The 19,794-nt window shown below is 41.0% G+C and carries 18 protein-coding genes; 11 read left to right on the plus strand and 7 right to left on the minus strand.

Features of this window, described 5'->3' with window-relative positions; translation table 11 throughout:
* Nucleotides 1-76 precede the first annotated feature (76 nt).
* Together G8782_RS09235 and G8782_RS09240 are read left to right on the plus strand one after the other, a co-directional pair.
* On the plus strand, nucleotides 77-2,017 hold the full coding sequence (locus G8782_RS09235) for a GTP-binding protein (protein ID WP_172370643.1): 1,941 nt from the start codon (nucleotides 77-79) through the stop codon (nucleotides 2,015-2,017).
* A gap of 130 nt (nucleotides 2,018-2,147) precedes the next feature.
* Nucleotides 2,148-2,405, plus strand: a complete 258-nt coding sequence (locus tag G8782_RS09240; RefSeq protein ID WP_172370644.1) for a SunI/YnzG family protein — start codon at nucleotides 2,148-2,150, stop codon at nucleotides 2,403-2,405.
* Nucleotides 2,406-2,468: 63 nt separating this feature from the next.
* Here G8782_RS09240 and G8782_RS09245 read toward each other — a convergent pair whose 3' ends face one another.
* The 4 genes from G8782_RS09245 to nfsA all read right to left on the minus strand — a co-directional run bounded on the left by G8782_RS09245 (nucleotide 2,469) and on the right by nfsA (nucleotide 5,833).
* Nucleotides 2,469-3,080, minus strand: coding sequence for a methyltransferase (locus G8782_RS09245; RefSeq protein WP_172370645.1), 612 nt, complete (start codon nucleotides 3,078-3,080; stop codon nucleotides 2,469-2,471).
* A 250-nt stretch (nucleotides 3,081-3,330) separates the two neighbouring features.
* Nucleotides 3,331-3,657 (minus strand): nucleoside triphosphate pyrophosphohydrolase, encoded by a 327-nt coding sequence (locus G8782_RS09250; protein ID WP_172370646.1) that lies wholly within the window; start codon nucleotides 3,655-3,657, stop codon nucleotides 3,331-3,333.
* Between the two features lie 199 nt (nucleotides 3,658-3,856).
* Nucleotides 3,857-5,020, minus strand: coding sequence for a class I SAM-dependent methyltransferase (locus G8782_RS09255; RefSeq protein ID WP_172370647.1), 1,164 nt, complete (start codon nucleotides 5,018-5,020; stop codon nucleotides 3,857-3,859).
* A gap of 81 nt (nucleotides 5,021-5,101) precedes the next feature.
* Nucleotides 5,102-5,833 (minus strand): oxygen-insensitive NADPH nitroreductase, encoded by a 732-nt coding sequence (gene nfsA, locus G8782_RS09260; protein ID WP_172370648.1) that lies wholly within the window; start codon nucleotides 5,831-5,833, stop codon nucleotides 5,102-5,104.
* A gap of 98 nt (nucleotides 5,834-5,931) precedes the next feature.
* Between nfsA and G8782_RS09265 the strand changes: the two genes are divergently transcribed.
* Both G8782_RS09265 and G8782_RS09270 read left to right on the plus strand, forming a co-directional pair.
* Nucleotides 5,932-7,491: an FMN-binding glutamate synthase family protein gene (locus G8782_RS09265; RefSeq protein WP_172370649.1), complete on the plus strand. Its 1,560-nt coding sequence runs from the start codon at nucleotides 5,932-5,934 to the stop codon at nucleotides 7,489-7,491.
* Nucleotides 7,492-7,667: 176 nt separating this feature from the next.
* Nucleotides 7,668-9,299: an AMP-binding protein gene (locus tag G8782_RS09270; protein WP_172370650.1), complete on the plus strand. Its 1,632-nt coding sequence runs from the start codon at nucleotides 7,668-7,670 to the stop codon at nucleotides 9,297-9,299.
* A 42-nt stretch (nucleotides 9,300-9,341) separates the two neighbouring features.
* On the opposite strand, the gene G8782_RS09275 is transcribed toward G8782_RS09270, so the two are convergent.
* Nucleotides 9,342-9,707, minus strand: coding sequence for a DUF2188 domain-containing protein (locus tag G8782_RS09275; RefSeq protein WP_172370651.1), 366 nt, complete (start codon nucleotides 9,705-9,707; stop codon nucleotides 9,342-9,344).
* Between the two features lie 53 nt (nucleotides 9,708-9,760).
* Complete coding sequence (locus G8782_RS09280) at nucleotides 9,761-10,231, minus strand: nucleoside deaminase (protein WP_172370652.1); 471 nt, start codon at nucleotides 10,229-10,231, stop codon at nucleotides 9,761-9,763.
* 169 nt (nucleotides 10,232-10,400) lie between these two features.
* On the opposite strand from G8782_RS09280, the gene putP reads away from it, so the two are divergent.
* From putP to hflX, 3 genes are all read left to right on the plus strand, one after another.
* Nucleotides 10,401-11,885, plus strand: a complete 1,485-nt coding sequence (putP, locus tag G8782_RS09285; RefSeq protein WP_172370653.1) for a sodium/proline symporter PutP — start codon at nucleotides 10,401-10,403, stop codon at nucleotides 11,883-11,885.
* A 21-nt stretch (nucleotides 11,886-11,906) separates the two neighbouring features.
* Nucleotides 11,907-12,605 carry a VOC family protein gene (locus G8782_RS09290; protein ID WP_172370654.1) on the plus strand — a complete coding sequence of 233 codons (699 nt, stop codon included), beginning with the start codon at nucleotides 11,907-11,909 and terminating at the stop codon, nucleotides 12,603-12,605.
* 88 nt (nucleotides 12,606-12,693) lie between these two features.
* Nucleotides 12,694-13,965, plus strand: a complete 1,272-nt coding sequence (gene hflX, locus G8782_RS09295; protein WP_172370655.1) for a GTPase HflX — start codon at nucleotides 12,694-12,696, stop codon at nucleotides 13,963-13,965.
* 99 nt (nucleotides 13,966-14,064) lie between these two features.
* On the opposite strand, the gene G8782_RS09300 is transcribed toward hflX, so the two are convergent.
* Nucleotides 14,065-15,783 carry an ABC transporter ATP-binding protein gene (locus G8782_RS09300; RefSeq protein WP_172370656.1) on the minus strand — a complete coding sequence of 573 codons (1,719 nt, stop codon included), beginning with the start codon at nucleotides 15,781-15,783 and terminating at the stop codon, nucleotides 14,065-14,067.
* Nucleotides 15,784-16,058: 275 nt separating this feature from the next.
* Here G8782_RS09300 and G8782_RS09305 point away from each other — a divergent pair, with 275 nt between their 5' ends.
* The 4 genes from G8782_RS09305 to G8782_RS09320 are packed head-to-tail and all read left to right on the plus strand — an operon-like array spanning nucleotide 16,059 to nucleotide 19,688.
* Entirely contained in the window at nucleotides 16,059-17,009 is a 951-nt protein-coding gene (locus G8782_RS09305; RefSeq protein ID WP_172370657.1) for an ABC transporter permease, read from the plus strand.
* Nucleotides 17,002-17,952, plus strand: coding sequence for an iron chelate uptake ABC transporter family permease subunit (locus tag G8782_RS09310; RefSeq protein ID WP_172370658.1), 951 nt, complete (start codon nucleotides 17,002-17,004; stop codon nucleotides 17,950-17,952). The genes G8782_RS09305 and G8782_RS09310 overlap by 8 nt, the downstream gene beginning before the upstream one ends.
* Entirely contained in the window at nucleotides 17,949-18,710 is a 762-nt protein-coding gene (locus tag G8782_RS09315) for an iron ABC transporter ATP-binding protein (RefSeq protein WP_172370659.1), read from the plus strand. Before G8782_RS09310 ends, G8782_RS09315 begins: the two co-directional genes overlap by 4 nt.
* Nucleotides 18,711-18,731: 21 nt before the next feature.
* The gene (locus tag G8782_RS09320) at nucleotides 18,732-19,688 is read left to right on the plus strand and encodes a siderophore ABC transporter substrate-binding protein (protein ID WP_172370767.1); all 957 of its coding nucleotides are present in this window, start codon (nucleotides 18,732-18,734) and stop codon (nucleotides 19,686-19,688) included.
* Nucleotides 19,689-19,794: the final 106 nt, after the last annotated feature.

The raw sequence follows: 19,794 nt of genomic DNA on the forward strand, positions 1-19,794 counted from the left end.
TCGGTTTTTGTGTATTCGTAATTATCCTTATCAAAGCGATGATATACTAAAGAAAAAGTAGCGGGAGTGGGTATGGATGTACAAAATAATCGGAGTACTAGCGCATGTAGATGCCGGAAAAACAACTTTTTCCGAGCAACTACTTTATCATACAAATAGCATTCAACAAAGAGGCCGCGTTGATCACAAAGATGCATTTCTCGACAGCCATAATATCGAGCGAGACCGTGGCATAACCGTATTTGCAGATCAAGCTCAATTTACATACAACAATTCTACATACACAATCATCGATACACCGGGACACGTAGACTTCTCGCCGGAGATGGAACGCGCGATACAAGTGATGGATTACGCAGTCATTATTATTAGCGCTGTAGACGGCGTCGAAGGGCATACCGAAACGGTGTGGCAATTGCTAAGAAAGCTCAAAGTGCCAACCTTTTTCTTTCTGAATAAAATCGATCGAGAAGGAACGATTGTTGCCGATGTCATTAAAGAGATTCGAGAAAACTTAACGGAGGATGTTTATGACTTCACGGATAGTTTTGCTAAGGGTGTAATGGAAGAAGATTTAATTGAATTTATTGCAGAACGCGATGAAGACTTATTTGAACATTATATGGAAAAAGGATATGACAAAGATCTATGGCTTGAAAAGGCAAAAGAAATGATTCAACATCACCAAATCTTTGCCTGTTCAGCAGGGTCGGCATTGCATGATCGTGGTGTGGCAGAGTTTCTTGATTTGTTGGATCGATTAACAGAAACATCGTATTCGGACGACGACGATTTCGCTGCACGCGTGTACAAAATTAGGCATGACGAAAATGGAAACCGAATCACCTATCTAAAATCAATCAGTGGCTTACTTTCCGTGCGAGACGATGTGGAAATTGGAAAGCATACGGAGAAAATAACGCAAATCAGACTTTATAATGGTCGTAATTTCGAATCGGTCAATCAAGTGAAAGCCGGTCAACTATTCGCTGTGGCAGGTTTGAAAAATGCCAATGTCGGTGATGGGGTAGGGGGAATAAAGGAGAAGGCGAGTTTCGAATTAGTGCCAACACTGACATCCAAAGTTGACTATGATTCATCTATCCATCCGAAAGAAATGCTGCATTGTTTCAAACTATTAGATGCGGAAGACCCTTCGTTACGCGTAGTTTGGGATGAACACTTTAAAGAGATCCACGTTCATGTGATGGGCATTATCCAGCTCGAAGTCCTCGAACAAATTGTGAAAGAACGCTTTGCTTATAAGGTTTCATTTAGCGATCCAGATATTCTTTACAAAGAGACAATCGAATCAACCGTCATTGGCTATGGTCACTTTGAGCCATTAAGGCATTACGCTGAAGTGCATCTTAAAATTGAACCGGCTAAGCGAAATAGCGGCATCGCTTTCGACAACATTTGCCATGCCAATGATCTGTCTATTGGTAATCAAAACCTGATTCAAAGTCATTTATTTGAACGAAATCATCATGGTTTATTAACAGGATCGACCTTAACTGACGTTAAAATCACATTGCTAACAGGAAGAGGCCATAATGAACATACATCCGGCGGGGATTTTAGGGAAGCGACGTTTCGCGCCTTGAGACAAGGTTTAGAACAAGCCGAAAACATTTTACTCGAACCTTATTATGACTTAAAAATAAAAGTAGATATCGATGTAATGGGTCGTGTTCTTACCGATATCCAAAAAGCGCACGGCACATTCCATTCACCAGAAACAGTGGGAGACAAAACAATCATAAAAGGTCGGGTGCCCGTCGCCACCTTCATGAATTACAGTCCCATTTTCGCATCCATTACGAATGGAAAAGGGGTATTGTCATTGCAATTTGGCGGTTATGATTGTTGCCATAACCCTGAACAAGTAATCGAAGAAATTGGATACGACAAAAATGCTGACCCAGCGTACACATCCTCATCGATCTTCTGCGCCAAGGGAAAAGGGTATACTGTCCCGTGGTATGAAGCGAAAGCTGCGATGCATTGTTTGTGAAATGAAAATTTAATTGTTTTTGACAAAGGCAGCTATGCTGTCTTTTTTATTGATATCTATGAAACTATTGGTGTATATTTCCGTATTGATTAATATAACGCTTAATTAAATATAGTGGAGGTATCATAATTTGTTTGAACTTAATGTTGAAAAACTTAACGATAATATCATTATTAAATGGCAACTAGCTAAAATAGTAATTCCTATTTCTGAAATTATAGAGGTGACAGAAGACGATACATATATTGGTAAAGAAAAGGATGCTATTCGAATAGGGTTTCCTTATGGTACTGTCGATAGAATAGTCATTAAAACGACAACTGAAACTTATATTTTGTTTACAAGCATCGATGCCATCAAGAAGAAAATATATTCGATTGTTAATTGATAATATTTTCTTGCAGGAATCGATAAATAAAAAAACGAGCCCATTTGCCCGGTTTTCCTATGTTTATTCAGCTTTATATCGATAAATCAAAAATCGTTTATGATTGTCTTTTTCGTATTTCTTAGGCACGCGAATTTCTTTCACGACTTTAAAAGGGGTGCTTCTTTCAAGAAACCGAATGTATTCTATCGTTGGGTAATAAAGAATAATATCGACTGTGCGCTTTTCTTCTTCAACAGAAAGCAAAATATTATTCACAACTTTTCTGAAGTTCTCGATTGAAAACGGATTAAAGAAATAAAAACGATTATCTTCAGGCTTTACTTTATAATTCTCGGCCAATTTATTTTTAAAGCGGATAGATCCCTTTGCGCGTTTTACCCGTTGACGGTAATTCGCTTTATTCTTAAGTGCTTTTTGATGAAGTTCTTCACTCATCTCAACACCCTTCACCAGAGTCTGGAAGCGGCTATGAATATAAAAGGGAACCCGCCCTTTTCCGCATCCAAAATCGACAACGACATCTGACTTCTTTAAATCATACTCGAAGAAAAGTTCATCCAATGCTGAATATGGCGTCGCTTCATAACGGTGATGGTGAGCCGATTTCTTCAAACCACTACGCATACCCGTTGTTTTAATACGAAGCAATCGCTCATAATCTTGTACCTTCACTAACAATCCCTCAATTCAATTATTTTAATCCATAAGAAAAAGCCCACGTTAGTCATATGACTAAACGGACTCGTGTTGACGAAAATTATTTTGGTTACAGTATGGTGCTCCAAATCAGCTAATCTAGTATACACCATTTCTGGCAAATTAGCACTAGGTTTCCAGCCATTGAAAAACTGCCTACGAAAGTTAATCGTTGGCAGTTATATATTTTCTTTCGAAATGAGAATGTAGACGATAGTTGCATACTTCAGTCATCTTCTACATCCACAAGAAAAATGCGTTCATCGAATCCGCCGCGTTTCTTTGCTTTATCGAGACGAATTTTCTCGAGTTCTTCAATAGTTATCCCATAAGTGTTCGCGGCTGCATAAATAAGTTCGAGTAAATCCGCAAGTTCCTCGATCGAATCTTCGTTTGACGTTGCTTCTTCATATTCAGCAAGTTCTTCATGCATCTTTTTATTGATCTCAATCAAATAGTCATCTTCTTCAAGAATGCGAGTCGTAAAAAACTTTCCCGACAAGTCGATGATTTCCGGAATGCGATCGCGTACAAGTTTATTATAAACCGGCATACCCACAACTCCTTTATGAATGAACAGATATCTTCCTACAATAATAGCATGACTTTCTATAAATAGTAGAATTGTCGTACAACACCGTTTTGTTTCTGCCAATCATAATAACAGTGAAACACTTTTTTTATTTGAAAAAAATGTTGGATTGAACGTCATATCAAAAAAAGCATCCACAGTTGAATGTGAATGCTTTTCGTTATGGTAATAAGTCTTTCAGTTCATTCTCCAAGAATGGGGTTGCACTTAATAAGTTTCGAAACTCTTTATAGGTATTGAATTCATCATCTGTCGCTTTACGACCTGTTTGATACGCGCGAATCAAAATGTTTTTCGGCGTATGTTCCATGTCGATAAATTCGAGTAATTGCGCTTCATAGCCGACAAGCGATAATAGTTCCGCACGGATTGAATCAGTTGCGAGTGCAGAGAAACGCTCTTTAATTAGTCCGTGCTTGAGCATGACGTCGAGCGCTGGCGATTTGATCTGATTGAACAGCTCGTGTTGGCAGCATGGCACGCTTAATATAACTTTTGCATCCCATTTGACGGCGCGAGCAAGTGCCATATCTGTCGCGACATCGCAAGCATGCAGCGTGACGACCATGTCCACGGAGGTTTCCTCATTGTACTCATTGATGTCGCCGACAAGAAACTCGAGATTATCGTAGTTAAGGTCTTTTGCAATCAAGTTGCATTCCTCAATCACTTCTTTCTTCAAATCGAGCCCCGTCACTTTAATATCCAGCCCTTTTTCAATGCGTAGATAATGATAGAGCGCAAATGTTAAATACGATTTTCCCGAACCAAAGTCGAGAATGCGGATGGTCCGATCCGTTGGTAAATGGGCTAGGCTGTCATCGATGAATTCGACGAACCGGTTAATCTGCCTGAATTTATCATGATGCTGATTCCGCACTTTGCCTTCGGGGGTTTGAACGCCAAGTCGTATTAAAAACGGATAGGGCGTATTTTCATCGAGCAAGTAGTTTTTCTTGCGATTATGCGATAAATCAACAACTTTCTCCGATGCCGTTTTTTCGGTTTTCCATAGCACTTTAAACTTTTTTGAAATTTGGATATGAACTTTTTCATTCGAAAACTCAAGATGTACTTGGCGAAATCGCTCAAGTAGACCTTTCAATTTATCATGTAAATCGTTGAGTGGAATGTTTTCATGATTTAAGATCCGTTCGTATTGAAATTCAAATTGGATGTGCAATTCGTCGCGTAGCTTCACCGGCTTGAGCCGAACACGCTTTAGCTCATCTGATTTCATGCGCGGCTGGCTAATCGTCCCGCTAATAAACAATCCGTTTGATAGTTGTTCTGTAAGTGTATTTACTAATTCTTCAAATTGCATGGTCAGTCGCTCCTAATGAAACATTGATATGATCAGTATTCTACACTAATTATCGGGATTTTGATTGTCGAGCGCTTGACGTTAGTTAAACTCAAATCCACGCTTTTCAAGAAATTCTTTCATATATGTGCGTCGAGGTTCTCCTAAAAATGCGGCCATAGAGTCAGACCATGCGGCATCTTTTTGATTGGAGCCGCGACTCATGTAATAATCATTCATCGTTTTATCATAAGCTGGGATGATCGCGTCATATTTGTCGCCATCGTAGCTGTTTTCGTGAATGATCGCTTCTACTGGCAGTCTCGGTTTCACTTCATTTGCCTCATCAGGCACGCCGATTGTCATCGCATACATCGGCGCGACGCCTTCCGGTAAATTTAGGAGTTCGCTGATTTCCTCGGGAGCATTACGCACGCCGCCAATATAACAAATTCCGTATCCTTTCGATTCAGCCGCAATCGCAATATTTTGTGCGAATAAAGCAACGTCTGTAGCACCGACAAGTAAGTGTTCGGCAAGAGAGAAGTCGATTTCTTTACCTAACATTTTTGCGCCTTGTTTTACACGATAAAAATCCATGCACAGTACGAGAACCGCGCCAGCAGATAAAATCTGTCCTGGATTTTTTGACAAGCGCGCAAGTTCGTTCCGTGTTTCCTTTTCCGTCACATGAATGACAGAGTAAGCTTGTACAAAATTGGAACTTGCAGCATGTTGCCCTGCACGTATTATTTCATGAAGTTCCTCCTTGGATAGCGTATAGTCCTTATATTTTCTCACTGAAGCATGCGCTGTTAATAGTTTGATCGTCATAACAATTTCCTCCTAAAATTGAGTAATTACATAATTCAAGAGTATCAGACATCATTCGTGGTAAACTACTAATAAAGCTTGGGAAGGGTGTGTGGGGTATGAATTGGTTTGAAGGAGTATCGATTACGACGATGATTGTCATCTCGATTCTAGTGATTGTTCCGATTATAATTGTGGTTTTTCTATACTTATTAGACCGTCGGCAAAAACAACATGCCATATTAAGAAACTTTCCTATTTTAGGCCGTATGCGTTATATGCTAGAGAAGACCGGGCCAGAGCTTCGGCAATACTTATTCAATGATGACAATGACGGGGAGCCGTTTAATCGTGAAGAATACTTACATATGGTCCTCCCAGGAAAATATTTAAGCAGCGTCATCGGTTTTGGATCAAAACGCGATTTCGATGAATCTGGTTATTTTATTCGCAATGCAATGTTTACAAAACAGAACGAAGAAATGCGCGTGGATAATGAAACACTTGTCGACACGATGCGCTATATCGTGGATGAAGACGGCTTATTCGCAAGACGCGAGCATCGTGAAGAAATTCCGGCATTGCCGTGGTTGCTGCCAGAAGAAGATGCTGTGATTATCGGTCCAGATTGCGAACACCCTTTTCACGTTCGCAGTTTGCTGGGTCAGTCTGGAATGAGTTACGGATCACTTGGTGAAAATGCGATTACAGCGTTGTCAAAAGGCATCGGCATGGCAAAAGGGGCTTGGATGAACACAGGAGAAGGCGGGTTATCCAAATATCATTTGGCTGGGGGCGCCGATATTATCGCGCAAATCGGTTCAGGCCTCTTCGGGTTTAGAACGGAAGAAGGCGAGTTCAGCTGGGAACGATTACGCGAAAAAGCAGAGATTCCGGAAGTGAAAGCTTTTGAAATAAAATTAGCGCAAGGGGCAAAGATGCGCGGTGGGCATGTCGAAGGGGAGAAAGTAACGGAAGAAATCGCGGAAATCCGAAACGTCGTCCCATTTACGACCATTAACAGCCCGAATCGTTTTAATCAGTTCAGTGATTATCCGACTCTATTCGATTTTATTGATAAAATTCGAGATCACACAGGTAAACCTGTTGGCATTAAATTAGTTATCGGCGGGAAGCAAGACGCGGAAGAACTTGCGTCATTTATGCAGGAAACAGGTTTAGGGCCTGACTTCATTTCCCTAGACGGTGCTGAAGGCGGGTCTGGTGCAACTTATCAAGATCTTGCTGACGGAGTCGGATTGCCGCTTCGTTCCGCACTCATTCTGCTAGATGATGCGCTGCGAAAATTCGAAGTCCGTGACCGCGTGAAAATCATTGCATCAGGTAAAGTGACAACGCCGGATCGTGCCGCGATTGTTTTAGCGATGGGAGCCGATCTCGTTCAAATTGCCCGCGGTTTCATGATTTCAGTCGGTTGCATCATGGCGGAACGTTGCCATACAAATACTTGTCCCGCAGGTGTTGCGACGACGGATCCGAAATTGCAAAAAGGGCTTGTTGTTGAAGAGAAAAAGTTCCGCGTGACGAACTACATTTTAACGATGCGGGAAGGCTTATTTCGGATCGCGGCAGCGGCGGGACTTGATTCGCCGACAAAGTTTGAAAGAGAGCATGTCGTGTATAAAGATGAACGGGGAAGAGTGTTTCCTGTCGAATAAAGAGCAACTTTCCGTTTCGCTGCTAGTCGGTGAAACGGTTTTTTTAGATATTTATGTCTATATATTGGTGAAAATAACTTTTTATCACCTCCATATACATTCAAAAGCCTCTACAATCATTTAGAATCTTGTGATAAAATAGACTTATAGAAGAAATTAGAAATGGGGGGATGGTCTTGGCATTGTTGCAAAAGACGGTAGGGGAAATTGTTAAAGAGCAAGCAGAACTTTATCCAAATCAAGAAGCTTATGTGTATCCTGAACATGGAATTCGAAAAACGTACAAAGAATTTGATGAAGAAACGGATTTGCTAGCGAAGGCGTTCATTGGCATGGGCATCAAGAAGGGCGATAATGTAGCGATTTGGTCAGATAATAAACGCGAGTGGTTATTGAGCCAATTTGCGACAGGGAAAATGGGTGCTGTTCTTGTCACGGTGAATACCAATTACCAAGCAGCGGAATTAGAATATTTACTTAAGCAATCCGAGGCAACCACGCTAATTCTAGATGAGAGTTTTAAAGGGACAAGCTATATAGATATCATCCGTTCGATATGCCCCGAAATCATACATAGTAAAGAGGGCGTTATTTCGAGTGAGAAACTCCCTCACTTAAAGAAAATCATTCTTATGTCCGACCGCGGCGAACAAGGGATGTACAATTGGTCAGAGTTTATGGCTCATGCTTATGGTATTACAGATACTGTTTTAAATGAGCACTTGGAGGGGCTCCGTCCGGATGATGTCATTAATATACAATATACATCGGGTACAACAGGATTTCCGAAAGGAGTAATGCTGACGCATAATAACATCGTCAATAACGGGAAGCAGATTGGAGACTTCATGAAACTGACCGAACATGACCGAGTCTGTATTCCAGTCCCGTTTTTCCATTGCTTCGGATGCGTTCTTGGGACGATGGCAGCGGTGACACATGGATCCGCCATGATTATTATCGAGCAATTTAATCCGGAAAAAGTATTGCAAGCGGTTCAAGATGAAAAATGCACAGCGCTTCACGGTGTTCCAACTATGTTTATTGCAGAATTAAACCATCCGAATTTCAAAAAGTATGATACTTCTTCACTGCGCACGGGCATTATGGCCGGTTCAACATGCCCGATTGCAGTCATGCGCCGCGTGATTAATGATATGGGAGCGAGCGAAATAACCATTTGCTACGGCCAAACGGAAACGTCGCCCGTCTTCTTGCAAACAAGAACGGACGACCCGATTGAAAAGAAAGTATCAACGGTAGGGAAGCCGCATCCGAATGTTGAAGTGAAAATTGTCAATCCTGTTACCGAGGCAGAAGTGAAAGTCGGTCAACCAGGAGAGTTATGGACGCGCGGGTATCATGTCATGAAAGGCTATTACAATAACGAGGAAGCCACAAAAGAGGTTATCAACGAAGAAGGTTGGTTGCGCACAGGAGACATTGCCATTGAGGATGAGGAAGGTTATTTCAGTATTACGGGAAGAATTCGCGATATGGTCATCCGCGGCGGTGAAAATATCTATCCGCGCGAAGTCGAGGAGTTCCTTTATACGCATCCGGCGATAGCAGATGTACAAATTGTCGGCGTTCCGGACCCTAAATACGGCGAGGAATTAATGGCGTGGATTATCCCGAAAGAAGGGGCGGAAATTGACGAGGAATCTGTGAAGGAATTTTGCAAAGGCAGAATCTCATTCCATAAAATCCCGCGTTACATTGAATTTATCGATGAATACCCAATGACCGCATCGGGAAAAATTATGAAATTTAAACTGCAGGAAATGGCTGAAGTGAAAATTAACTAACAAAATAAGCGTATCCCTGAGAGAGGGATACGCTTATTTCAGTCAATCATACAAAGTATCTTCATGCGAACCGTCTTCATGATAAATTCTTAAAATCCCGTTTTGTTTATTAACATAAGGCTTCGCTTTCTCTAATAAATCATTTTTGGTATCATTCTTGAAAATTGTTTTTTTACCATCGACTTTTTTGAAAATCCATTGATCGGATTTTGAGATCACTTCATATTCTGGTCTATTGACGTCATCGCCGTGAACAAATTCACGTGCTTTCGACATTGCGATTGGAATTGCGCGTCCATCATCATAGCCTTCTTCTATGAGTGCATTCGCTATTTCAATAGCTTTATTTCGAACATCGGGTTCAAGGTTTTTGAACGACGCGGGATAATCATTATTATTCCAGGGCATCGTGAAATCGCCTCCTTTAGGAACACGATACCCACTGAAAACAAAATCAAAACTTAAGTGTTCGTATTTTTACGATTCCATTCATGAAACGGGGCTAGTGAATTCTCTGTTTTCATTTGAATAAAAGGAACTTCGCGGTTTTCAGGTTCTTTGGACTGATCAGAAAAGAATGCGGCAAGCGGATTGTCGAAATTTGCACTTTCTAATGCATCGGCCTTGCTGCATGCATAGTAAATGTTCCCGATTGTCGACCAATAGGCGGCGCCTAAACACATTGGACATGGTTCTCCGCTCGCATATAATACACAATCGGATAAATCGACTGATGAAAGAGCCGCACATGCTTCACGAATGGCTAGTAGTTCTGCGTGTGCTGAAGGGTCATTGTTGACATGGACAAGATTTGTTCCGGTTCCAATTATTTCGCCGTCTTTCACAACGATTGCCGCAAAGGGACCTCCTCCATTGCGCACATTTTCGATTGCCATTTCTACCGTTTTATCGAGCCATTTAGTATGTATCATATTTTATTTCCTCCTTGTCGTTTCGTGTATATTTCCCGGGGAATTAGGGGAAATATGCAAATCCTGTCTACTAGTGTATTATATTTCCAAAACTGATTTTTGAAAATCTGTATCTTATGGAAGGGAAACCTGTTTTAATTAGAATATAACATAAAAGGAGTGGATACTAATGTCAAGCGACGTCTATCAATTAATTGCAATTATTTTATACATGGCTGCCATGTTAATTATCGGGTATTATGCCTTTCGACGGACATCGAATCTGACAGATTATATGTTAGGCGGAAGATCTCTCGGTCCTGCAGTTACTGCGCTTAGTGCCGGGGCAGCAGATATGTCCGGGTGGCTTCTGATGGGGCTTCCGGGAGCCATTTATTTGAAAGGGTTAGGAGGAGCATGGATTGCGATTGGTCTTACGGTCGGTGCCTATTTAAACTGGTTGTTCGTTGCGCCCCGTTTACGTGTGTATACCCAAGTTTCAAATGAATCCATTACGATTCCAAGCTTTTTGGAAAACAGATTGAAGGATAAATCGGGTCTTCTCCGTATAGTTTCCGGGATAATCATATTAATATTTTTTACTTTTTATGTTTCATCAGGAATGGTAGCGGGCGGCGTGTTTTTTGAAAGCTCGTTTGGACTCGAGTACCATACTGGACTACTAATCGTTTCCGCTGTAGTTTTGGCGTATACGCTTTTCGGGGGATTCCTTGCGGTAAGTTATACGGATTTCGTTCAGGGATTGATAATGTTCCTAGCGCTGATTCTCGTCCCGCTATTCGGTGTTTTCATTACAGGAGGATTTGGAGAAACAGCAGCAAGTATCCGGGAAGTGAACCCGAACTTATTGAATTTGGTTTCGGGTGTGACAACGCTTGGCGTGATTTCCTCAGTTGCTTGGGGACTGGGCTATTTTGGTCAACCGCATATTATTGTTCGATTTATGGCGATTACATCCGTAAAAGAGACGAAAAGTGCCAGACGAATCGGGATAGGTTGGATGATGCTGAGTCTGGCGGGAGCTATTGCGACTGCGCTTGTCGGAATTGCTTATTACCAACAAAATGCAGGAACAAAGTTGGTGGATTCGGAAGCGGTGTTTATTGCTCTTGGTCAAATCATCTTCCATCCGTTCGTGGCCGGTATCATGCTTGCAGCGGTTTTAGCCGCAATTATGAGCACGATTTCTTCACAGCTAATTGTAACATCCTCCGCGCTAATCGAGGACTTATATAAAGCAATCATTAATAAAGATGCATCTGATAAAAGTTATGTGTTTTTAGGCAGGATGTCTGTCTTGCTAGTCTCAATCGTAGCCGCAGTTTTGGCGTGGGGCGACCATGACACGATCCTGAAACTCGTGTCGTTCGCATGGGCTGGTTTCGGGGCGTCATTCGGTCCAATTATTTTGTTATCGCTATACTGGCGGAAAATTACGACTGTCGGGGCGTTGTCTGGTATGGTCGTCGGCGCGATTACAGTCATTATTTGGGGGAATATAAAATTCCTTACCAATACGCTGTATGAAATTGTTCCCGGGTTCATTTTATGTCTTCTTGTGACGTATTTCATAAGTTTATTAACCTATAAAAAGGATCCTGTAATCGAACAAGAATTTACGGATACGTTAGAAAAACTTAATCGAGAAAGATAACAATTTGAAAGAGGGATGGGGATGGTCAAACTTGATCATGTTGTTTATTTCACGGAAAAGTCGCCTGATGAAATTGTCGCTGAACAAGAAAAGATGGGGTGGCATGCAGTAATCGGGGGAAGTCATGAAAAATGGGGAACGCATAATGCACTCATGTATGTGGAAAATGCGTATATTGAATGGCTTTCAGTTGAAAATAAAGACATTGCAGAGAAATCCGGTCATCAACTCGTTAATTTATTGTTGCGTGATGTTCCTAAAGGGGAAGCTTGGGGAACAATTTGTTTTTCTGCAGAAAATCTAAATGCTTTTGATACGCGCCTTCGTGCAGCTGGTTATGAGACCTCGGGCGTTATAGAAGCTGAAAGAAAGACGGTGACCGGCGATATCCGCAGGTGGAAAATGCTCTTCGTCGATCAACAGCCATCAGCAGATTTGCCGTTCCCATTCTTTATAGAATGGGAAAAAGATGATGAAGAGCGCTTCAATGAGCTGCGTGAAGACGGTACAATTTTGCCGGACAATGAAAAGCTGATCATTACGGAATGTGTTTTCAGTGTGAATGAGCCTGTCAAAGCTGCAGCTGAATGGTCGTCATTATTGTCGACTATACATTCAGAAAATAATATAGCGTTACCAAATGTCAACTTGAAGTTCATCGGCAAGGACCGAGAAGTGAAAGAGGAAAGACTAATAGAAGTCGTTATTGAGCATGTATAAGATAACATACTAGATTCCCTTCCGTTTGTTGCAAAAAACTGTATATGGTAAAATTAATATAGGTAAGTCGTTGAAGGGAGTCGTTTTCTTGGATATATTAGTCGAACGCGCAGTGCTTGTCGGTGTAAAAGTTCAAACAGATGATCATTTTGAATACTCGATGGAGGAACTGGGAAATCTTGCCGAAGCGATTGACGTGGAAGTCGTCGGTACCGTCGTTCAAAATATGGAGCGTGTCAATCCCTCTCATTATGTAGGGACGGGAAAAATAGGCGAAATTAGAAACTACTTTGAAGGAACCGATGCGAACTTAATCATATTCAATGATGAATTATCGCCTTCACAAATTCGAAATTTGGAAAATGGGCTGGAGTGCAAAGTCATCGACCGAACGATGCTGATCCTTGATATATTCGCGAGACGAGCTCGTTCCAGGGAGTCGAGAATGCAAGTAGATTTAGCGCAATTACAATATATGTTGCCTCGTTTAGTCGGACTGCGCGCGTCGTTAAGCAGACAAGGCGGCGGGACGGGCGGAGGTTTTCAAAACAAAGGTGCTGGTGAAACGAAGCTTGAGCTAGACCGAAGAGTGATTGAAGATCAAATTGCCAAATTGAAACGAGATTTGGAAAGTGTCGGAGCGCAACGGGAAACACAGCGAAAACAGCGCAGAAGAAGTGGTTTGCCTGTCGTATCACTCGTGGGTTATACGAATGCGGGAAAATCAACGCTTATGAACGGGCTGCTCGAAAAGATGAATGCGTCCGTAGAAAAACAAGTGTTTGAAAAAGATATGTTATTCGCGACATTGGATACATCCGTGAGGAATGTCAAGTTACCGGATAATAAGGAATTTCTATTAACCGATACAGTTGGTTTTGTTGGTAAACTACCGCATAGCTTGGTGAAGGCATTTCGTTCTACATTAGAAGAAGCGCGTGACGCGGATCTTCTGCTTCAAGTCGTTGATGTTTCGCATCCTGAATATCGGTTCATGATGGACGTCACCGATCAAACACTCAATGACGTCGGGGTCGAAAACGTACCGACCATAAACGTATTCAATAAATCGGATTTGGCTGAAGTGCATTATCCGCATGTGAGTGAAAATAATGTATGGTTATCGGCGAAAGAGGGACAAGGTCTCGATGAACTGGTCGATTTAATCAAGAAATATGTTTTCGATCAATACGTTACGTGTAAAGTGCTCATCCCATTTGACCGCGGAGATATCGTCGCGTATTTAAATGACAAAGCCAATGTGAAAAAAACGTCTTATGACGAAGATGGAACTGTCATGACCGTGGAAATGTTGAAGTATGACCGAGAACGTTTCGAAGAATTCGTGACCAGTTATTAATAAGCAAAAAATGCACCGCATGACCGGGGGGAGGTCAAATGCGGTGCATTCTTTTTTTGAGAAAGGGGGATGAACTTATACTGTCCAGAAAATCGAAACTTAAACTTTTTGGAATTGAATATTATGCAAATGTGCAAAAATCCCGTCTTTTTCAAGGAGTTCAGTATAAGTTCCATCTTCTGCGATCCCATCTTCCGTGACAACGATGACGCGGTCCGCATCGCGAATTGTCGCAAGTCTATGAGCGATAACGAGCGTCGTGCGATTTTCGGCGAGTTCATTAAGTGACTGTTGAATAATCCGCTCCGTTTCCGTATCAAGCGCAGACGTGGCTTCATCTAAAATGAGTATCGGAGGATTTTTCAAGAACATGCGCGCAATGGCAAGTCGTTGTTTTTGTCCGCCGGAAAGCTTTAATCCGCGTTCGCCAATTTGAGTTTCGTACCCATTTGGCAAGGAGGCGATATATTCCTCAAGATGCGCTTTACGCGCAGCCTCATAAACTTCTTCATCTGAAGCCTCTAAGTCTCCGTATGCAATATTTTCTTTAATGGTTCCCGTAAATAAGAAGACATCTTGCTGAACAATTCCGATTTGTGCTCGCAACGATTTTTGCGTCATTTCACGAACATCGATCCCGTCAATTGAAATGGATCCTTCATTCACATCATAAAATCTAGGGATTAACGAGCAAATCGTTGTTTTACCTGCGCCGGATGGGCCGACGAAAGCAACCGTTTGGCCCGCACGAATACTCAAGTTAACGTCCTTTAGAACAACTTTCGTGCTGTCGTAATTGAACGAAACATCTTTAAAGATGATATCGCCAGTTAAATGATTAACAGCAATTGCGTTGGGATGGTCCTCGATTTCAGGTTCTTGTTCGAGCAAATTGCGGAAACGGCGAAAACCAGCCATTCCTTTTGGATAAAGCTCGAGTAATGCACTGATTTTATCAACAGGTTTGATAAGGATGTTAACAAAAAGTATAAAACCGACGAGTTCACCATACGATAGTTTTCCGTTGAAAGAAAACCAAGCGCCAACCACGAGAACGACTAAGGTCATCAATCGGGTCATCATATACATGCTCGAATGCGTCCACGCCATCACTTTATAAGCAACTAGTTTAGCGATTCGAAAGTTGCCGTTATCCGTTTCAAAACGCGAGATTTCAAATTCTTCGTTCGTAAATGATTGAACTACGCGCGCACCCGAAACGCTATCTTCGACACGGGCGTTAACGTCTGCAATTTTCCCATACATATTTGTCCACGCCTGATTCATTTTAATATTACAGAATGTAACAAGCACCACGAGGAGCGGAACGATAACGATTGCAATGATGGCGAGTTCCGGATTGATATTGTACATAAGAATAAATGCTCCGACGAGCGTCATGATCGCGATAAACAGATCCTCGGGACCATGGTGTGCAAGTTCTCCTATATCAAATAAATCATTCGTAATTCGACTCATGATATGTCCAGTTTTCGTATTATCAAAAAATCTGAACGATTGCCGTTGTACATGGTTGAAAAGTTGTTGACGCATATCCGTTTCAATATTAATACCCAGTTTATGACCGAGATAACTGACGATATATTGAAGGAAAGTACTTAATAAATAGACCAGTAGTAATAAAATACTAACCGTTACGATTTTTCCCCAATCGCCACCAGGAAGCAAGACGTCAATAAACCACTGAACCGCCAATGGAAATGCAAGTTCGAGCAAAGCGACGAATACGGCACTCGAAAAGTCTATGATAAATAGCCTTTTATGGGGTTTATAATAAGAAAAGAATTGTTTTAACATAAAGTATTTATTCCTCCTTCACTAAAAGATAGTATAGCGGATTCTGCCATTTAAAACGACATTTAGATTCGATATACGAAATATATTTGTACATAATATGCGCTTCTTTTTTGTATACTTTTCTCATATAGTCCATAGAAATCCAATTGATAATCATTTTCATTTATTATTGACATCGATTTAACCGGTGCTATAATTGAGATTAAGTCTAATTGATAATGGTTTTCAGTGCAATATTCTCAATTAGATTTAAATAATCGATATCGAGGCTGCTCATGAAGAAACGTTATTTGATAGTTGCATTAATAGGCCTTTCCTTCCTTTCGTTATTTGTAGGAGTCAGCCATATAACTCCGATGAGTCTGCTAGATTTCAAATCGGAAGAAACGGAAATATTCTTGATTAGCCGTTTGCCAAGACTCGTCGCAATCATTCTAGCAGGTGCTGGTATGAGTATTTCGGGACTAATTATGCAACAGCTAAGCAGAAATAAATTTGTTTCACCGACGACTGCTGGTACGCTCGACGCAACAAAGCTTGGAATCCTCGTTTCAATGCTCTTGTTCGCGAACGCATCAACAATTGAAAAGATGATTGTCGCATTTGCATTTGCGCTTGCCGGCACGCTTTTGTTTATGCAAATTCTTGATCGAATAAAGTTCAAGGACGCGATTTTCATACCGCTAGTAGGGCTTATGTTTGGGAGTATACTGTCATCTGTAACGACGTTTTTAGCTTATCGGGCGGACGTTATTCAAAATATGTCAGCGTGGTTGCAAGGCGATTTTTCTATGATAATGAAAGGGCGTTTTGAGCTTCTCTACATAAGTATTCCGGTTATTCTAATTGCTTATCTCTTTGCAAACCGATTTACGGTTGCGGGAATGGGAGAAGATTTCTCTAAAAACCTCGGGCTTGCTTATCGGCGAGTCGTAAATATCGGTCTTATACTTGTTGCGCTTATTACGACAACTGTCGTTTTAACAGTTGGGATGATTCCTTTTTTAGGTTTAATAATCCCAAATATCATTTCAATCTTTAAAGGCGATCACTTGCAAAAGACTTTGCCGCATACTGCGCTACTTGGAGCGATATTTCTCCTTATTTGCGATATTTTGGGTCGAGTTCTCATTTATCCTTATGAAATCTCAATTAGTTTAATGGTAGGCGTCATTGGAAGCGGTATCTTCCTCTACTTGTTGTTTAGGAGGAAATCGTATGCGTAATTCAACAAAAATGATTATTCTCGGTGCATTTGCCGTACTTTTCTGCAGTCTTTACTTATTTCAAGGATTAAACGGAAGTTTCGATTATGCATTGCCGCGCCGCGGAATCAAAGTGCTAGCTATGGTATTAACAGGCGTCGCGATTGCCTATTCGACAGTTATTTTCCAAACGATTACACATAATCGGATTTTAACACCGAGCATTATGGGGTTCGATTCGCTTTATTTACTCTTGCAGACAGTTGGAATCTTCTTTCTCGGCTCATCGCATGTGACGATTGTCAACAAACACGTGAATTTCATTTTATCCGTATCGGCAATGATCGTGTTTGCGCTCCTGTTGTATCAGTTTTTATTTAAATCAGGGAAGAGACCAATCTATTTCCTGTTGCTTGTCGGAATTATCGTTGGAACATTCTTTGGTAGCATCTCAACATTTTTGCAAGTCCTTATTGATCCGAATGAGTTTTTGCGGGTGCAAGACAAAATGTTCGCGAGCTTCAACAATGTTAGTGGAGACCTTGTCTGGTGGGCGCTTGCCATTATTGTTATCTCAATGATTATCGGCTGGAGATCGATAAATGACCTTGATGTTTTGTCGCTAGGGAGAGACACTGCCATCAACTTGGGCGTATCATACGATAAAGTTGTTAAAAAGACGCTCATCATTTCTTCGGTGTTAATCGCTGTTTCAACAGCGCTCGTTGGACCGATTACTTTTTTTGGACTCATCGTTGCAAATTTATCTTATCAATTCTTTAAAACATATAAGCATTCTGTTCTCATTATCGGCGCGTCGCTTATGAGTGTTTTCGCTCTCGTTGGCGGGCAATGGGTTGTGGAACGCGTATTTACGTTCTCGACGACGTTAAGTGTCATCATCAACTTCGTCGGCGGCATTTACTTCATTTACTTATTATTAAAGGAGAGTCGATCTACATGATTCAAGTCCGTGAGCTAACGAAGTTTTACGGTAAAAAAGCGGTCGTCGAAAATGTTAGCGTGAATATACATCCCGGAAAAATCACTTCATTCATCGGGCCGAATGGTGCTGGAAAGTCAACGCTCCTTTCGATGGTAAGCCGCCTTCTCGATGCGGACACGGGAGAGGTGCTTGTCGATAAAAAAGACGTAAAAAAAATGAAGTCGAATGATTTTTCGAAACGAGTTTCGATTTTAAAACAATCAAATTTCATGAATGTCCGTTTAACAATTCGCGAGCTCGTATCTTTCGGCAGGTATCCATATTCTAGAGGTCGTTTAAACGCAGAAGATATTCGTATCATCGATCAAGCCCTCGATTATATGGATTTAATGGGCATGCAAGATAGTTATTTGGAAGAACTCTCTGGCGGTCAACGTCAACGCGCATTTATCGCGATGGTTATTGCACAAGACACTGATTATATTTTATTGGATGAACCACTTAATAACTTGGATATGAAACATTCGGTACAAATTATGAAGATTTTGCGCAGACTTGTTGATGATCTTGGAAAAACAGTCATCATCGTTTTGCATGATATTAACTTTGCATCTGTATACTCTGATCGAATCGTTGCACTTAAAGATGGCCGCGTCGTTAAAGATGGACCGACCGATGATATTATTAACTCGGATTCATTGAAAGAAATATACGACATGGATATCCCGATTAAACAATTAAGCAACTGCCGTATTTGCGTTTATTTCAACTCATAAAATAAAGGATGGGAACAAATGATGAAAAAATTATCTATAGCAGTTATGATGTTTGCATTAATGGCTTTTCTTGTGGCATGTGGAACTGATACCAAAAAACCTGAAACATCCGGTTCGACAGGTGAGAAAGCTGACAGTGAAGTTGTTGAAGTTACTCATGAACTCGATAAAGAGCCAGTAGAAGTGAAAAAAAATCCTGAAACAGTTGTTGTGTTTGATTTTGGCATACTTGATACGCTAGACGAACTTGGTGTTGAAATCGCGGGCCTACCGCAAGCAAACGTTCCTGGTTACCTGTCCAAATTTGAAGATGCAAAATATAAAAACCTTGGCAGCTTGAAAGAGCCTGATTTTGAAGCGATCCATGCGATGAAACCAGATGTAATTTTCATCTCTGGACGTCAGGCAGATCTTTACAAAGAATTTAGTGAAATTGCCCCTACTGTTTACGTCGGTTTAGATACGGCGCACTATATGGATTCATTTAAAGAGAATATGGATCTTGTCGCTAAAATATTTGATAAAGAAGATGGAATGAAAACAGAATTAGCCGAAATTGACGAGCAAATTGCTACGATTAAAGAAAAAACTTCAAATGTCGATGAAAAAGCATTGATTGTTCTTGGAAGCGAAGGGAAAGTAAGTGCTTACGGACCTAATTCACGTTTCGGTTTAATTCATGATGTGTTTGGTTTCAAGGCTGCTGATGAAAAAATTGAAGTATCTACGCACGGTCAAAATGTTACGTTTGAATATATTGTGGAAACAAATCCAGATATTCTTTTCGTAGTAGATCGTGATGCCGCGGTCGGTACGGAATCGAGCGTAAAAGATTCAATTGAGAATGACCTTGTCAAGAAAATAAATGCTTATAAAAATGATAAAATAATTTATTTAAACGCTGACTACTGGTACTTATCAGGCGGGGGTCTTCAGTCAATGAAAGAAATGATTAGCGAGATGGAAGAAGCATTTTAATTTTAGAAAAACATGAGAATCGGTCTTCTATAGGCCGATTCTTTTTTGTCTTACAAATTAATCATTGAGAGAATTATTTAAAGTTTTGCACATGGGAAACTCTTGG

The sequence above is a fragment of the Sporosarcina jiandibaonis genome (genome assembly GCF_013184495.1).
GTDB lineage: Bacteria > Bacillota > Bacilli > Bacillales_A > Planococcaceae > Sporosarcina > Sporosarcina jiandibaonis.

Bases quoted from the DNA above. Each gene is read 5' to 3' on its own strand.
- G8782_RS09235 (WP_172370643.1), top strand. From the start codon at position 77: ATGTACAAAATAATCGGAGTACTAGCGCATGTAGATGCCGGAAAAACA.
- G8782_RS09250 (WP_172370646.1), bottom strand. From the start codon at position 3,657: ATGCCGGTTTATAATAAACTTGTACGCGATCGCATTCCGGAAATCATC.
- G8782_RS09255 (WP_172370647.1), bottom strand. From the start codon at position 5,020: ATGCAATTTGAAGAATTAGTAAATACACTTACAGAACAACTATCAAAC.
- nfsA (WP_172370648.1), bottom strand. From the start codon at position 5,833: ATGACGATCAAACTATTAACAGCGCATGCTTCAGTGAGAAAATATAAG.
- G8782_RS09265 (WP_172370649.1), top strand. From the start codon at position 5,932: ATGAATTGGTTTGAAGGAGTATCGATTACGACGATGATTGTCATCTCG.
- G8782_RS09275 (WP_172370651.1), bottom strand. From the start codon at position 9,707: ATGCCCTGGAATAATAATGATTATCCCGCGTCGTTCAAAAACCTTGAA.
- G8782_RS09280 (WP_172370652.1), bottom strand. From the start codon at position 10,231: ATGATACATACTAAATGGCTCGATAAAACGGTAGAAATGGCAATCGAA.
- putP (WP_172370653.1), top strand. From the start codon at position 10,401: ATGTCAAGCGACGTCTATCAATTAATTGCAATTATTTTATACATGGCT.
- G8782_RS09290 (WP_172370654.1), top strand. From the start codon at position 11,907: ATGGTCAAACTTGATCATGTTGTTTATTTCACGGAAAAGTCGCCTGAT.
- G8782_RS09300 (WP_172370656.1), bottom strand. From the start codon at position 15,783: ATGTTAAAACAATTCTTTTCTTATTATAAACCCCATAAAAGGCTATTT.
- G8782_RS09305 (WP_172370657.1), top strand. From the start codon at position 16,059: ATGAAGAAACGTTATTTGATAGTTGCATTAATAGGCCTTTCCTTCCTT.
- G8782_RS09310 (WP_172370658.1), top strand. From the start codon at position 17,002: ATGCGTAATTCAACAAAAATGATTATTCTCGGTGCATTTGCCGTACTT.
- G8782_RS09315 (WP_172370659.1), top strand. From the start codon at position 17,949: ATGATTCAAGTCCGTGAGCTAACGAAGTTTTACGGTAAAAAAGCGGTC.
- G8782_RS09320 (WP_172370767.1), top strand. From the start codon at position 18,732: ATGAAAAAATTATCTATAGCAGTTATGATGTTTGCATTAATGGCTTTT.